The following is a 15,651-nucleotide window of genomic DNA, read 5'->3' as shown; positions in this document are numbered from 1 at the left end:
TCAGACCTTCATCGCCGCCTCGTATGCGCTCCAGATAACTGACCTGAGATTTCCTACTTTCAGACAGTCTCCTACCAGTTGCACCCCTTTTCCATTTCCTTGCAGAGGATTGGGTATATAGCCCGCAGAACTGATGACCGAATTACAGGCAATCTCCACTTCTTTTCCTTCCTTCGTGGCGCAGATGATAGAGTCTTCCCTTACTTCCTTAAGCGTGGTTTCCAGATAGACCGGAACCTGATGAAGAGCGAACCATTCCCGCAGATAGGAACTGTTCGCCAGGCAGACGCCCGTCTGGGAGACCAGATCATCCTTCATCTCCACAATCACCGGCTTCTTTCCTTTCAGCGCCAATTCATAGGCAATCTCGCTTCCCGTCAGGCCTCCGCCGATCACCGCCACCACGTCTCCGACTTTGGCTCCGTTTAAGTACTCGCAGGCCTCGATCATCCGCTCATGGCCGGGCACATTTTTCAGAATCCTTGGAACCGCGCCCGTTGCGACGATCACCGGGTCACTGCCAAACTGAGCCATGTCCCTGACCGCTTCGCCCAGATGGACTTCGATATTTTGCACTTCCATCTGCCGCCTGTACCAGACAAGCAGATCCCTCAGCTTGTCTTTGTAAGATTCCGCGCTTGCCGGTATAAATGTACCGCCAAGGACATCGCTCTTTTCATGGATGACCGGTTCATGGCCTCTTAGCTTCAGAACCCTGGCAGCCTCCATCCCGCCAATGCCGCCGCCGATAATATGTACTTTCTTAGAGGTCGGCGCTTTCTTAATATAGTGCTTATCCCACTGCATGGTCTCGGCATTTACCGCGCAGCGTGCCAGATGCAGGCTGTCCGATAATTCCTGGTCATTGGGTACCCCTTTGTAATGGCACATATTAAAGCATCCGTTGTGGCACAGGATACAGGGACGGATATCTTCCTCTCGTCCTTCCATCAGCTTGGTCACCCATGCCTGATCAGCGAGGAACCTCCGGGCGAATCCCGCGCCGTCGATCCTGCCTTCTGCGACTGCCTCTGCCGCTGCAAGCGGATCCATCCGCCCTGCGCATACAACCGGAATATCCACAAACTTCCGGATATGCTCCACATCCAAAAGATTACAATTCTCCGGCATGTAGATTGGCGGATGCGCCCAATACCAGGCATCGTATGTTCCATTATCGCAATTGAGCATATCGTAGCCTGCATCCTGAAGATACTTCACCGCCTTTTCGGATTCCGCCATATCCCTTCCTGCCTCCTCATAGTCCTCTCCCGGCAGCGCGCCTTCCCGGAATCCCTTTGTCATAGAGCGGACGCTGTACCTTAAGGATACTGGAAATTCTTTTCCACATTCCTTCTTAATAGCCTGCACGATCTCCACCGCAAAGCGGTAGCGGTTTTCAAAAGATCCTCCATACTCATCCGTGCGGTGATTCACATACTTCAAAGTAAACTGGTCCAGCAGATAGCCCTCATGAACCGCATGGATCTCAACGCCGTCCACGCCCGCCTCCTGCAGCAGTTTCGCGCATTTGGCGAAAGCTTCCACAAATTCATGGATTTCCTCCACCGTCATCTCTCTCGAAGGAACCTTGTCTGACCACCGGTTTGGAGAAGGGCTTGCCGTAGCCGTGATCTTGTCCAGATCCATGAACGGCTTGGAGACCACCCTTAAAAACTTGTTGGCGTAAAGGCTCTCCATCATCTTGCTGATCGTAAAAGACCGGCCAAATCCGGCCGTCAGCTGGACGAATAGTTTTGCCCCTGTCTTGTGAAACTCAGGCATCCAGGCCTTCAAATCCTCGTACATCTTCTTGTTCTTATATAGCCATTGCCCGAACATTGGATTGTACACCGGCTGGCATCCTGGCAATACCAGCCCCGCATTATTCTTGGCAGCCTCCATGATGAAGCGTGCCCCTTCCTTGTCAAAATGGTTCTTTTCCATCCACCCCAGAAGGTTCGTTCCTCCCATGGAGGTCAAGACGATACGATTCTTAATCTCGCAGTTTCCAATCTTCCATGGCGTAAATAGTGGTTCTAGCCTTGCGTCCATTCCCATGCCTCCTTTTTCTCCGGCCCCGCATGAACGGGGCTGGTACATTCTATGTCTTGTATCCATTGTACCATAGGAAGGAATGGGACGCTATTTATAACGAAAGTTCATAATAATTTGCTGCCTTCTTTAAAAGTGATTCTAAAAGTTTTTGCATTTTTTCTACGATCGGATGGCTTCCAAGTCCATATTCTTCTGCCAAAGGCTTCATTTTCGGAAAGGCCAGCCAGGTGCTTCCTGCTTCATCTTCCCAAACAGCAATCCTAAGCGGAAGATGAAGCGCAATACTTTGGTCAGCCTGCATAAGAATCGTACCTACCTTTGGCGCGCCGAATACCAGTACTGTGGTAGGACGCAGTTCAAGTCCTGCCTCTTTTGCATTTTCTGCATGATCAAATTTCGCAAATACCGGAATATCCAATGCATTCAATTGCTTTTCAAGACGCTGCACCGTCTCCTTAACGGATAACTGCCCTTCCAGCAGATACAAGCGGGTATCATCATAATTTGTAGACAGCAGATCCCCAAAGGCTCCGGCGATCTTCCTGCCCAGATTGGTAAAATCCACGCCCTCCTTATTTGCCATCAATGTCACGCAGACTAATTCCTCCGGATGCGTAAAACGGCTTAAAAATGAGGAGTAGCCCGCTATCGAGCCCTTGATGTCCATAAGTCCCCTGTGATTATAAAATTGCCATCCCGCACTGGCCGGTACAGTTCTCCCATCCGGCAGTTTCCATGGCGCATATACCACCGCGCGATTCTGAGGTTCCTGTATCAGCACGCCCCCGGCAAGCCCGATATCCCAAAAGGAAATATCCTGCGCAGATGCCCACACATCGCCAAATCCCCGAAGCGCGGAAGAGGGGATCACCGGATATTTGCTGCCATCATCCCGATAGCTGGCTGCTGTCTCCGCTGGGTCAATATACCTTTCATCTTTCTTAAAGATCTGATGAACATATTCGCTTAAACTCAAATCTTCCTGTTTGAACTGTTTTAAATCCCCAGTAAAGGAAGTATGTGAAAGCCCCAGCCGTTCAAACTGGTGCTTCTTTACATATTCCTGATAGGCAGTTCCTGAAACTCTTTCAATTATTTCAGTCAGAAGAAGGAAATTTGACGCACTCTGCTTTACCTCTGTTCCAGGCTCGAATTCCAAAGACTGATCTTCTATCAGTTCAAGCAGTTCCCCAAACGTCCACTCCCGCTCTGAATCAAAGGCTTCCCTTGTTCTGTAATCAGGGATCCCTGCCGCGTGATGGAGAAGCTGACGCACCGTAATCTTTTTCCATTCCTCCGGAACATTCTGTATCCATTTCCCGGCATGATCGTCCAAATCCAGTTTTCCCGCCTCATAAAGCTGCATAACTGCTACGGCTGCATACCCCTGGGAAATAGGGCCTGCCGGCCACAGCGTATTCACGGAAGCCAGGCGCTTCTGCTTTTCATCTGAATATCCATACCCCACAACCCTTGGAATATAGGGCGCCTGGACAATCGCGAGCGTCAAGCCTTTAATCCCTTCTTCTTCCATGAAATCCCATATCATCTTATCCACGGTCCTCCCCAGGTAAGAAACATCTGCACTTCCTCTCAGTTTCATCACTTCATGTTCTTTTGTATTCATATGACATGCTCCTTTCTGTTACTTATACGGTTACAGTTTATACTGTAATAATATAGGTTACATTTAGATCTGTCAAGTATTTCTTACCTGGCTGAACAATTTTTCAATTCTTTTTCTTCGGATATCCCTTTCCATCATACGCATAGTATTCTTGATGGTCTTTCATGTATCTGTCTATCGTATCTCTGGCCAGATCCGGAAGATCGGTAATAATCCCGGATGCCCCCATCTCAAGATAATTTTCCATATCATCAAAGTTATTAGAGGTCCAGATATACACCGCAAGCCCGCTGTTTCTAGCCTTTTCCATAAACTTATTGCTTGCCAGTCCTTCTTCCACTGCCAGGAAATCAATGTTATATTCCCATACAGCATCCTCCATCTTTCCCACGTCTCCATATATGCAGTAGCCTATCCACCATTCAGGATGCTCCGCCTGCAGCTGGTATACGCTTTCATAATCAAGCGACATAAAGATGCACTGGTTCTTTGCATTACATTTTTCCACAGTCTCTATTATCTTGCTGACGAGTTCATCCCGATTCTCTGCTGTAGGCTTTAGCTCAACCAGCAGCCCGGTCTTGTCTTTCGTATTTTTGACTGCTTCAACCATTTCCTGAAACGTTGGTATCTTCCCCTTTTCCCCATTGGAAATAACTGTCAGTTCCTGTAATTGATCTGCCGTCAGGTTCTCTACCTTCTCCGGCATATCTGCAAGTCTCTGCAAATCTTCATCATGAATCACCATAGGGACACCGTCTTTTGAAAGCTGTACATCAATTTCCGCATAATCCGCCCCAAGTCCCGAGGCCCTCTCCACTGCCGCAATCGTATTTTCCGCTTCAAATATGCATCCTCTATGCCCGATTGCCCATGGTTCATGCACCAAAGGCGCTTCGTTAAAATAATCCGTAGCCGCTGCTGCAATTGCTATAAGAAGCATGCCGGCCCAGATCTTTTTAGAACTTCTGGAACTCCAGATTTTCTTGCATAGTCTGGCTATACGTCTTTCTTTTCCAGCCTTCGCAGGCAAGCCTTTCTTTAATCCTTCTTTCCCGCCCGCCTGTTCTGGCAAATAAGGCAACGCTTTATATTTATCCAGCAATCGGGTGATCCATAAAAACACCAGCACGATTGCCACACATTGAATCAGAGCAAGAACAATCCAGCACGCAAGCCCTACCCTGTAGGTATGGGACCGCAAAAAATATTTCAGCACAGATAGATTAAAGTCCTGGTCCTGGATCAGCTTTCCCTGTAAAGAATCCAGAATCCAGTTCTCCAGAAATATCCAGAATATAAAAATTGCCCACAGCAGAAATCTATCTTTCCAACTGAATTGACGGTACCAGATAAAGTTTTGCTTTACGGCCTTTGGGAAACTCTCCCGCTTTAGAACCATGGCAAATGGTACTAAGAGCAATATAAGAAACACCACGATGTACCCTGCCTGTATCGCCCGGATCCCCAGATTTCCCATGCTTGTCCTCTGCAGTTCGCCCACTACAAATCTTGGAATATCAACTTTAGGGACAAGGGAGTTTAAATATCCTGCATGTACCAAAGGCAAGAATAATACAAAATATATGGCTGATAGCGGAAGGGAAAAATGCCTCATTCCCTTCATCGCCTCCTTAGAACTTTTTAAAATATCCTCCAGGCTCAGTTTTTCCCTCATTCTGCTAAGATACACCGCAGTAATAAGGCAGCTTATTTCATAATAGCACCACAGTGCAACAGCCAGGAATATTATGACCGCAAGCACCAGGCTGACGGGTGAAAGAATGCTTAAAAACATTGCTTCGTTAAATACAGGAATATCATCCAGAACCCAGGTAGTAAAAGCCCAGTCCAAAAGCGGCCCTATCACGAAAAAGGCAATCAATTTAAAAAACACTTCTACTTTCAGTACCGCAATGCAACCCCGCTTCAGATATACCGCATACGATTTTTCTCTCTCCATCCTAAGGCCGTCCTTTCCTGGCTATTCTTTATATAAAAAGCTTGCAGATTTCCTCACCCCGAGTTCTGCAAGCCGTAATCTGACATATTCTGACTGCTTATAGTATATCATGTCCTTTAAACTATATCTATGCAAATCTATTGGTCTAAGTCTGTCCGCTCTTTATTGGTATTGTAAAACGCTCTCCTTGGCCGGTACTGCAAAATCCTATAGGATTCGTCTTTTTCAGTCATATTTCCAAGATAGATCCAGCCCTCCCCTTGCTCTTTTATTGTTACTTCGTGTTTAAAAGAACAATCCTTACCTCCTTCCGTAAAAACAGCTTCTACGAGCAAAGTCAAGGATCCATCCTCATTTTCTATATAGTTTACAACTTCCGGAAACGGTTGGAATTGCGGAATACGGTTCCAGCATTTAATTGATTCCCAAGGATAAACGCCTCTTTCTTTATCGTATCGGGCAAATGTTTCTAATTGTTCTGTTGAAATATCAAAAAATGACTGTACCACCTCTTCAAATTCTATTTTGGGAATGCCTCCCTCATATATTTCTTCATCCATCTTTTCCCCATATTTCATCTGGTATAAGAATTCATACAGATCATTAAATTCCAGATTTCCCATGCTGTTCACATCCCAATCTGTCAGGAATAAATTATTGCAAAAGTAACTCACCGGTATAATGCATTTATTTCCAAGTTCCCTGCATTTTGCGTCTAACGGCAGAACTCTATAAAACACATGCATATCCATCTCTTGATTCCTTGACAACGCTTTTTCCCATATGAGCCATCCTTTCTGCGTATATTCCCAGTCATACGCCTGTATTTTTTCTACTTGCTGGATCTGGGCTTTCGCATTATCATTCAGTATTGCACTCACAGATGTCACATACAACTTTTGCTTTTTAAATTGAAGCCGGATATATCTTAAGATTCCACTGGTATTTATTTCGTAAAATTCTGTCTCTGCGTTCTTCCCTTTTTTCGCCTTATTTAACTCCTGATCCACTTTCTCATAATTCTGCATGTTGTAGTCGGTTCCTCCACAGGTGATTGACAGCCCGCCTTTAGCCGCATCTTCGATCATCTGATGTACAGTTTCTTCTTGAAGCGCAATATCCGATGCATCATTCTTACCCGCTTTGCGGTAAGCTGCCTGGCATTTTTCTGCGACTTCCAAAACCGATTTTGACAGTTCCTCTACTTCTTCTGGCTTCATCTTGATATTCTTCAGTTCATAATCTTCATTTTCATCTTGTTCTTCCCCACTCCCAAAATCATCCTTATGATCAGATGATTCGGCAATATAAGTGCTTTCCTCCTGTTCCGGCGCGGCGCACCCAGACAGGGATAATAAAATCAACAGCATAATTCCTGTTCTTTTTGTATTCATAATAGTCTCCCATTTAAGTCTTACAATCGTAGTATATAATATTATGTTCCTTTCCCAACTTTTTTGTCAATAGAATTCTTGACGTTTACAACTCTATCTTTTATAATTACTACATAAGTAAGATTAAAGGAGCAGAAATCATGGAAAAATTACCTCAAATTTCAGAAGCTGAATATGAAATCATGAAAATTGTATGGGAGGATTCTCCTATCAGCACGAATGATATCTGTGCAAAAGTACCTGCCGTTCATAACTGGAGTTCCAAAACGGTTCATACCTTATTATCCCGCTTAGTCTCAAAACATGTTATTTCTTATGAACAAAGAGGGCGCATGTACTACTACTTTCCGATCATATCGAAAAGCAAATATTTATCACAGGAAAACCGCTCATTTTTAACGCGTTTTTATGATGGCGAGGCAGCCCCGCTATTGTCATCGCTGCTATCAAACGCACAGTTATCTGATCAGGATTTAAGAACTATGTACCATTTGCTTGATTCAAAATTGAATGGTGGTGATTAAATCTGATGTTTGCACTACATTTTCTATTGTGTAATCTTGTAATTACTATTTTGCTGGGATTGATCCTCTCGGTGAAAAAGATTTTTAAAAAGCATCTTACTATAAGCAGCCAGTATCATCTATGGTATATTTTTGTCTGTGCAGCGATAATTCCCTTTATACCTCTTAAAAGCATTCCTCCTGCTTCACTGCTTCAAAGAATACAATATTTATTCTACCCAGAGGCTGCTAGTACGCTTGGAAGTTCTGTGAAACCATTAGATAATGCGGCTTTGCCTGCTCAGCTGGGTATATCTGATTTTGCGGCATCCTATGACAGTTCTGCCCTGAGTCAGTTAAACAGCATCTTCATTTCTATATGGATCATAGGCTGTTTGATAACCACGTTATATTTTGCATATCACATTATAAAGATTTATTCCATCAGAAAATCTGCGTATTTAATATCGGAAGAAAATGAACCCGATTTGTATAGACAGTATTCTGAATGCTTGAATGAACTTCGTATCAGGCGCAAGGTTTCTCTCTATGCTTCCTGCAATATATCCAGCCCGGTATCCTATGGCCTGCTCCATCCAAGGGTTATTATTCCGCAAGACATGGACATACTTTTATCGGATGAAGATGTACGGTTCATTTTCTTGCACGAGTTGCTGCATTATAGGCATAAAGATGCCGCATTGAATTACATTACCTGTATCCTGCAAGTTATCTATTGGTTCAATCCATTTATCTGGTATGGATTCCGGGTATTGCAAAAAGATCGGGAAATTGCTTGTGATAATTCCGTGATTCATATTGTTGGAAAAAGCCAATCTACAAATTATGGCTATACATTAATCAGATATGCCCAGAGGATGCCGCACAATGCCTTTCTCTCCCCTCTATCCCGTTTGGGCGGAGAAAAGAAGGTAATGATTCAGCGGATCAAGGAAATTGCCAGCTATAAATCTAATACTCCAAAGCAAAGACGGAAAAGTGCCGTATTATTACTATTGATTTGCACAATGGTCTATTGCCTAAGCCCTTTGCTGACCGTATACGCTTCGCAAGATGCGTCCTATAATTTTCAGTCTCAAAATGTAGAAGCCATGGATCTGTCCTCCTATTTCAAAGGAACGGACGGAACATTCGTCTTATATGATACAGTTAGCGATCAATATCAGATATACAATCAGGAATTGAGCACCAAACGCATCTCTCCTGATTCTACGTTTAAAATATATAGCGGACTCTTTGCATTGGAGGAAGACATCATCCATTATGATGCCTCTGGTCAAAAATGGGATGGAACTACTTATTCCTTTGATACATGGAATAAAGATCAAACCCTTGCAACCGCCATGCAAAATTCCGTAAACTGGTATTTTCAAAACCTGGATATACAGTTAGGATATCAGAAACTCTATTCCTATTATAAAAAAATCTCTTATGGAAACTGCGATCTGACTGCTGGTATTAACTATTATTGGGCGGAATCTTCCTTAAAGATATCCCCAGTAGAACAAGTGATGCTTTTATCAAATCTGCTGGAAAACAAGTGGGCTTTTGAAGAAGAGAATGTTCAGGCGATAAAGAATTCTTTATTTATTTCTGATACTGCCATCGGAAGATTATATGGAAAAACTGGCACAGGGGTAGTGAACGGGCAGAGTTCAAATGGGTGGTTTATCGGCTTTCTTGAACGCGGCGAACGAGTTTACTGCTTTGCCACAAACCTGCAAAATGCCGATAATGCTACCGGCAGCAATGCCTCCGAGATAACCGTAGAGATTTTAAATTCTATCACAATCTGAAACTGTCAATTCAAGAAAAAATCGAGAATGTAAAACTTTTTCTGTATGAGGGGCGACTTTCGAAGTAGTCTAGCATGACCGAATAACAGGCGGATTTACCGCCTACAATTGACATATCTTTTTGTAACTGTTATATATAAAGCAAGGGCAAAAAGCCTATTTTTAAGACTTTTCGCCCTTCATTATTTTATGGTGGCAACCATACATGGCAGTTTTCCGAATAGAGAAAACCCGTGATTATACCGTAATGGCAAATCACCATTATCAGCTCTTTTTCCTCGGCTGTCACCACAAATTTCATTTGGATTTTTCTCTTTCTGTTCGCCAAAGTGTTCCTCCGTTCTTATAAGGGTTTGGGAAACTCCCAATAAGCCTTTTTCATTTTCGGGCAAGGGACCTGAAAACAGGAAAAATAGCAAACGGGTACTCGCTTGCTATGCTTGCTGTTCTTAGTTCTCTCGTATTTAGGTAATCCCCAAAGGAACGGTTTGGCTACCATCTTCAATAGAAAAACGCTATAAACCATATGGGCTAATAGCGTTCCTCATGCCATATTCAGTTGTATGTTCAGGCTCATGCTTTGCCCTCTGTTTCGACTTCCTTAATCTCTTTTGCCGTGGCGGTGACTATTCGTAATCCCTGGTCGCTGACTTCATCCAGCAGACTGTCAAGCTGTCTGCGCTGCGTGGATTTGTCTGTTTCCTTATTGGGAAAAAAGAATGTGTCTACCGAAACATCCAAAAGAGTGACAAGCTCATAGCTCATTTGCCAATGCGTTCCTTGAATATCCCTTTGCCTTTCGTGCCTCTTTTATAGCCAATCCGAACGCCTTAAAATTAAACTTTTCTTTTGCTTCCTTCATAATATTTCACCCTATTACATTTTACCATTCACCCATGTGCTTTGGATATGATTACTCATACATAGTATTGACTGTGATAGAGCATATAATTGCTGGAATTTTGTTGTTATTATTCGTGTGTCCGTATATAATTAGATAAAAAGTTAAAAAGGATGGTCGGCAAATGGATTATATATCAGCCCCGGAGGCAGCTAAAAAATGGGGGATTTCAGAAAGACGAGTGCAAAAACTCTGTGCAGATAGCCGTATTCCCGACATTTCAAAAATAGGATATATGTGGCTTATTCCTAAGGATGCCGAAAAGCCTATTGACGGAAGAACAAAACGGAAAGCAGGTGAAACTATTGAACGGTAAAATATTGCTTGTTGACGATGAAAAAGATATTGCAGATTTAATAGAGGAAACTCTGCGGCAAGATGGCTTTCAGTCCATTCAAAAAGCACATACCGGCATGGAAGCATTACAGGCTTGCAGGGAGTTTAAACCCGATGTAGTAGTGCTTGATATTATGCTACCGGATATAGACGGTATTGAGGTCTGCAAAAAACTACGAGAGTTCTCCCTTTGCTCTGTTCTGTTCCTCTCGTCAAAAAATGATGATGTGGATAAAATTCTCGGTCTCTCCTGCGGCGGTGATGACTATGTAACAAAGCCATTTAGCCCACGTGAAATCGTCTTTAGAATAAAGGCACAGCTCCGCCGCCAACAGTATCAATCATCCGCACAGTCAAATAGTAATGATTTGTTGACTGTAGGAACGCTCACACTTGATAAGGAAAGTTCTCGCATTTATAAGGCAGGACAGGAAATTGAACTAACCGGGCGTGAATTTTTTCTGCTTTCCTACCTTATGGAAAATGCGAATAAGATTATCAGCAAGGAACGGCTGTATGAACAGGTTTGGGGCGAATACAGCAGTATTTGCGACAACACAATCATGGTTCATATTCGGCATATTCGAGAAAAAATTGAAGATACTCCATCGAGTCCAACACAACTTGTTACGGTAAAAGGACTTGGATATAAGCTAAAGAAAAGGACTAATTAAATGAAGAAATCCGGTTATCGCACAGTGTTTCATATTTACCTCATTTTCTTCCTATCTCTGCTTGGTACAATCCTTGCTGCGATTGGTCTTTTTATGTTGCTGATTACCATTGGGAAACCAAATGGAGAAACCGTAAGAAGTGATTGGCCCAGTACATTTACAGAAGACCTAAAGAAACAAATTATTTTTATTGATGATAAGCCACAATTAAAACAGGCAGGTCTTGAGCTGCTACGGGATAATCAAATTGGATTGCAAATATTAGATGATGCAGGTAATGAGATTTACGGTTTTCAAACAACAGAAGATAGCGTTACCCATTATGAAATTTCAGATCTTTTGCAACTTGCCAAAAAGGGATATAGTAATTCGGAGAAAAGCACTTCTTTTGTTGGTACAGTAACCTATGGGGAAACGGACTATACTTACATCACACAGTTCCCGATGGATATTAGAAAAGTCACCATGTATTTAAACGGAGAACGATTTACAGGCGGCAAGACCATTGTATTTTCCACCGTGGGCATTCTCTTGCTTGTGATACTTGCTGCCGGAATTGCATACGGATTTTTGACAGCAAAAATGATAAGCCGCTTGGCCATGTCCGTGAGAGATATATCAAAACGCTCCTATCTGCCATGCAAAAATAACGGAACTTTTAGGGATTTGTATGACAGCTTAAATTCTTTAGATACGGAAATTAGAACAAGTGATAGACTTCGGGAAGAAACAGAGAATATGCGGCGAGAATGGATTGCAAACATCACGCATGATTTAAAAACACCTCTCTCACCAATTAAGGGATATTCTGAAATTTTACTGAATGATACGCCTAAGACAGATGAGCAATGCAAACGGTATGCAGGTATTATGCTGAAAAATGCTGCCTACATGGAAAACTTGATGGACGATTTAAAACTGACATATAGGCTTGAAAGCGGAATGGTTCCCATCAATCGGCAAGAACAAAACCTTGTTCGCTTTTTAAGGGAAATGACCATTGATATACTCAATCGCCCAGAATATGAAAACCGCTGTATTGAGTTTGATAGCACGGAAGAAACAATTTTATTTTCCTTTGATGAGAAACTTCTGATTAGAGCATTTCAGAATTTGATTGTGAATGCTTTTGTGCATGGTGATAAAGATACCGAAATCACCATGCAAATATCGACTTCTGTGCATGAAATAAACATCACATTAAGCGACAACGGAAAAGGCATGACCGAAAAAGAGACAGAAAAGTTATTTGAACGCTATTATCGAGGTGCAAGCACTGACCAAAAGCCGGAGGGTACTGGATTGGGACTTGCCATTGCAAAAAATATTATAGAGCTACATGGGGGAAATATTTCTGTTTCCAGCGTTCCCACTGTTGGAACCACTTTTCTTATGTGCTTTCCCAGGAATTAAGGTTAATTAAGGTTTAGAGAAAGATAGTTTAAGGTTGACAGCTTATCATTTAAGTATGATAGCTGCCAACCTTTTTTCTATTGTTTGGGGAGGTGAGAAAATGAAGTTGAGAAAGGTTTATCCCATCATTCTTACTGCGGTAATAACGCTCCTTATCGGGTTTGCATTTGTGGCTTTTCTGTTGCGGCCACAGCCACTCGATATTGGAACGGTTGATTTGAATACTGTTTCAGATGGCGAATATATTGGGTTCTGTCAAAATGAGATTTTGTTTGCCGTGGTCAAGGTAGATGTGCAAGACCACAAAATAATTGCTATTGAGGTTTTGGAGCATAAACCATCTTACATGGAGCAAGCAGAACAGATTGCAGGCAAGGTGCTTTCGGGACAGTCACTGGAAGTGGATGCAATATCCGGTGCTACCCTAACAAGCGATACCGTCTTAAAGGCAATCGAAAACGCATTAAAGAAATAACTCACAGAAAGCAGGTGCAAATTTGAAAATAATTTTTAAGTACATTTTAACCAATGTAAAAGAGCGAAAGGCACGAACCGCTGTCATGCTCTTATCCATTCTTCTATCCACAATGTTGCTGTTTGTATCCCTTTCCATCGGAGTATCCTACGAAAGTGCACAGCGAAAAATGGCTCGAGGTATGGCGGGAAGTGCAACCGTTTCCGTCCAAATGAAAGATGGAAACATCAGTTTGAGCGACATTCCCGATTTATCACCCATAAAAGCAAAAGTCGGTATGCTTGAAGGTACTGCCCTATACCATGAAAGCGGATACTATGAAACCGTGGATTTAATTGCTGCTGACCTTGATGCTTTGGGGCAGATCAATAAACCTCGCCTGCAAAATGGCGGTGAAATATCTGATTTTTCCGGCAATCAAATTATTTTGCCGGATCGGTTTACCTCAAAATACGATATTCAAAAGGGTGACACCATAACCCTGCAAATAAGCGGTACTCCTACTGCTTTTGAAGTGGCTGAAATTGCGGCCTACGATACGGTTTTTCTTCGGCATACAAGGGGAGCAACTGCACTTTCGCCGTATTCCACCTTAGCAGAAATCTTAGGACAAGCAGACGGATACAGTCAAATTTTGGTTGAACCTACCGAGGGAACTAGAACAAGCGACCTCATTGCAGAGCTGAACAAGTCACTTACCAATGGAGAGTATGAAATCTCTCAGATCGTCAACGAAACACAGATAGCTGCTGATGCAAGGCAGAAATCTATGCCGTTCTTCCTCATTAGTTTTTTTGCACTGACTATGAGTGTTTTCATTATTTATAGCAACTACAAAGTGATTACATTAGACCGCTTGCCCATCATCGGGACATTCCGTAGCATTGGTGCAACGGAAAAGAATGTTACTCGCATTTTGCTGTTGGAAAGTCTGCTGTACGGTTGTGTAGGGGGAGTAGCAGGCATCCCTGTGGGGATTTTAATACTCAATATAATTTTGCAAGGCATGGATAAATCGTTATCGCAAGGAATAGAAATCCCCATTGTTGTTTCTGTTTCCGGCATCTTTCTTTCTTTTTCTGTGGCAGTAATTGTTTCGTTGCTTTCCGCATGGCTGCCTGTACGCAGGGCGAGCCGTTTACCCATAAAGGATGTTGTACTTGGCACTGTGGAAGAAAAACACACTCCCCATCGGTTGATTATCGGAACGGGAATTGCCCTTTTCATTATTTCTGTACTGCTACCAAAAATTGCCTCCGGCAATATGCTTTACTTGGCAGGTGGTTTTTCTCTCTTAGGTCTGATTGCCGCCACGATACTGATTATCCCACTGTTCACCAATGGGATTGCCACAGTCTTGGAACGCTTATATGGAGTGGTATTTCAAAACGAGGGCAAACTTGCCGCCAGAAATATGAGGGGAAATAAAAATATCACACAGAATATCACGCTGCTTTTTATCAGCATTTCCGCTATCATCGTCATTAGCGTTGTGGGGAACTTTGTCACTACTTATATCAGTGATGTTTTTCATGGTGCAGAACTTGAGGGCTTTGCAGATGGAGAAATGGATCAGAGTTTTATAGAACAAGTAGAGAATATGGACGGAATTGAAAAAGTATTACCTCTCTATGTATTCAATAACGGTGCGACCTTCTCACGCATGGAGGCTACCGATAATTTGGAATGGTACAATTCTATGCTTGCACTTAACTATACAAAAGAAGCCATGCAGGAGCAGGCAGTTTCAGCTTTTGATTCGGGGGAACGGTCTATTATCCTAAGTAATAGTGCTATGAAACGCATAGGACTTTCCGTAGGCGATACCATCACTCTGTCAAATGGAAATACCGAAAATTCTTATAGAGTGGTAGGCAGCTTTAAATCAAGAGCAACAGATGTGGAGGCAGTCATTCCCAGTGATTATGCCGTTTCGGATTTTGGTGCAAAAGCCTATGGCTTCCTTGCCTATACTGCTGCTGACCCCGATGCTGTTATGGTTCAAATCAGAGATTTATTCGGAGAACACTCTAACTGGAGCCGAACAGTAGCGGAATTTAATGCTGATGCTTTATCTACTGTGGGAGCATTTCTGAAACCCATGCAAAGCATGACCTACTTTATTTTACTGCTTGCAACCGTTGGGGTTATCAATAATCTGCTGATTAACTATATTCAAAGGCGGCGTAGCATCGCCATGTATAAGTCGGTGGGACTCAGTAATCGCCAAAACATGAAAATGACATTGATTGAGGGATTTTCTTCGGGGCTTATTGGTGCGGTCATTGCCATTTTTGTTTCCTATATGGAAATTCAAACAATTTTCCTTGTAGCAGGTCCGAAAATTGCAATGACACCAGAATTGGATGCAGGCACATTCATAGCGGCAGGCACACTCGGCATGGTGGTTACCCTGCTCGGCTCTATTGTTCCTATCCTAAAAAGCAGAAAAATGAAACTCGTGGAAGAAATTAAATTTGAATAAAAGAA

Annotated in this window: 11 protein-coding genes and 1 pseudogene; 7 read left to right on the top strand and 5 right to left on the bottom strand. The window is 42.9% G+C overall.

The window, feature by feature from the left end; translation table 11 throughout:
• The 4 genes from K0036_RS08230 to K0036_RS08215 all read right to left on the bottom strand — a co-directional run bounded on the left by K0036_RS08230 (position 1) and on the right by K0036_RS08215 (position 7,042).
• Entirely contained in the window at positions 1 to 2,055 is a 2,055-nt protein-coding gene (locus K0036_RS08230; protein WP_220431129.1) for an FAD-dependent oxidoreductase, read from the bottom strand.
• Positions 2,056 to 2,149: 94 nt separating this feature from the next.
• Positions 2,150 to 3,685, bottom strand: coding sequence for a serine hydrolase (locus K0036_RS08225; protein WP_220431128.1), 1,536 nt, complete (start codon positions 3,683 to 3,685; stop codon positions 2,150 to 2,152).
• A 103-nt stretch (positions 3,686 to 3,788) separates the two neighbouring features.
• The gene (locus K0036_RS08220) at positions 3,789 to 5,648 is read right to left on the bottom strand and encodes a glycerophosphodiester phosphodiesterase family protein (RefSeq protein WP_220431127.1); all 1,860 of its coding nucleotides are present in this window, start codon (positions 5,646 to 5,648) and stop codon (positions 3,789 to 3,791) included.
• Positions 5,649 to 5,785: 137 nt separating this feature from the next.
• Positions 5,786 to 7,042: a DUF6070 family protein gene (locus tag K0036_RS08215; RefSeq protein WP_220431126.1), complete on the bottom strand. Its 1,257-nt coding sequence runs from the start codon at positions 7,040 to 7,042 to the stop codon at positions 5,786 to 5,788.
• Positions 7,043 to 7,182: 140 nt separating this feature from the next.
• Here K0036_RS08215 and K0036_RS08210 point away from each other — a divergent pair, with 140 nt between their 5' ends.
• Positions 7,183 to 7,566: a BlaI/MecI/CopY family transcriptional regulator gene (locus K0036_RS08210; RefSeq protein ID WP_025643783.1), complete on the top strand. Its 384-nt coding sequence runs from the start codon at positions 7,183 to 7,185 to the stop codon at positions 7,564 to 7,566.
• A 5-nt stretch (positions 7,567 to 7,571) separates the two neighbouring features.
• Positions 7,572 to 9,362: a BlaR1 family beta-lactam sensor/signal transducer gene (locus K0036_RS08205; RefSeq protein WP_220431125.1), complete on the top strand. Its 1,791-nt coding sequence runs from the start codon at positions 7,572 to 7,574 to the stop codon at positions 9,360 to 9,362.
• 573 nt (positions 9,363 to 9,935) lie between these two features.
• On the opposite strand, the pseudogene K0036_RS08200 reads toward K0036_RS08205, so the two are convergent.
• A pseudogene (locus K0036_RS08200) lies at positions 9,936 to 10,224 on the bottom strand (transcriptional regulator).
• Positions 10,225 to 10,387: 163 nt separating this feature from the next.
• Between K0036_RS08200 and K0036_RS08195 the strand changes: the two are divergent.
• The 5 genes from K0036_RS08195 (at position 10,388) to K0036_RS08175 (ending at position 15,646) form a co-directional block, all read left to right on the top strand.
• On the top strand, positions 10,388 to 10,579 hold the full coding sequence (locus K0036_RS08195; RefSeq protein WP_173693183.1) for a helix-turn-helix domain-containing protein: 192 nt from the start codon (positions 10,388 to 10,390) through the stop codon (positions 10,577 to 10,579).
• Positions 10,569 to 11,273, top strand: a complete 705-nt coding sequence (locus tag K0036_RS08190; RefSeq protein WP_330627278.1) for a response regulator transcription factor — start codon at positions 10,569 to 10,571, stop codon at positions 11,271 to 11,273. The genes K0036_RS08195 and K0036_RS08190 overlap by 11 nt, the downstream gene beginning before the upstream one ends.
• The gene (locus K0036_RS08185; RefSeq protein ID WP_220431123.1) at positions 11,274 to 12,686 is read left to right on the top strand and encodes a sensor histidine kinase; all 1,413 of its coding nucleotides are present in this window, start codon (positions 11,274 to 11,276) and stop codon (positions 12,684 to 12,686) included.
• A gap of 100 nt (positions 12,687 to 12,786) precedes the next feature.
• A complete protein-coding gene (locus K0036_RS08180; protein ID WP_220431122.1) occupies positions 12,787 to 13,161 on the top strand; it encodes an FMN-binding protein in 375 nt (124 codons plus the stop codon).
• Positions 13,162 to 13,183: 22 nt separating this feature from the next.
• Positions 13,184 to 15,646, top strand: coding sequence for an ABC transporter permease (locus K0036_RS08175; protein ID WP_220431121.1), 2,463 nt, complete (start codon positions 13,184 to 13,186; stop codon positions 15,644 to 15,646).
• Positions 15,647 to 15,651 lie beyond the last annotated feature (5 nt).

Source organism: [Clostridium] scindens, assembly GCF_019597925.1.
In the GTDB taxonomy this organism is placed as follows: domain Bacteria; phylum Bacillota; class Clostridia; order Lachnospirales; family Lachnospiraceae; genus Clostridium_AP.
Note: the sequence above shows the minus strand (reverse complement) of the source record. Positions and strands in the feature narration are given on the sequence as shown.

Bases quoted from the DNA above. Each gene is read 5' to 3' on its own strand.
- K0036_RS08230 (WP_220431129.1), bottom strand. From the start codon at position 2,055: ATGGACGCAAGGCTAGAACCACTATTTACGCCATGGAAGATTGGAAAC.
- K0036_RS08225 (WP_220431128.1), bottom strand. From the start codon at position 3,685: ATGAATACAAAAGAACATGAAGTGATGAAACTGAGAGGAAGTGCAGAT.
- K0036_RS08220 (WP_220431127.1), bottom strand. From the start codon at position 5,648: ATGGAGAGAGAAAAATCGTATGCGGTATATCTGAAGCGGGGTTGCATT.
- K0036_RS08215 (WP_220431126.1), bottom strand. From the start codon at position 7,042: ATGAATACAAAAAGAACAGGAATTATGCTGTTGATTTTATTATCCCTG.
- K0036_RS08210 (WP_025643783.1), top strand. From the start codon at position 7,183: ATGGAAAAATTACCTCAAATTTCAGAAGCTGAATATGAAATCATGAAA.
- K0036_RS08205 (WP_220431125.1), top strand. From the start codon at position 7,572: ATGTTTGCACTACATTTTCTATTGTGTAATCTTGTAATTACTATTTTG.
- K0036_RS08195 (WP_173693183.1), top strand. From the start codon at position 10,388: ATGGATTATATATCAGCCCCGGAGGCAGCTAAAAAATGGGGGATTTCA.
- K0036_RS08185 (WP_220431123.1), top strand. From the start codon at position 11,274: ATGAAGAAATCCGGTTATCGCACAGTGTTTCATATTTACCTCATTTTC.
- K0036_RS08180 (WP_220431122.1), top strand. From the start codon at position 12,787: ATGAAGTTGAGAAAGGTTTATCCCATCATTCTTACTGCGGTAATAACG.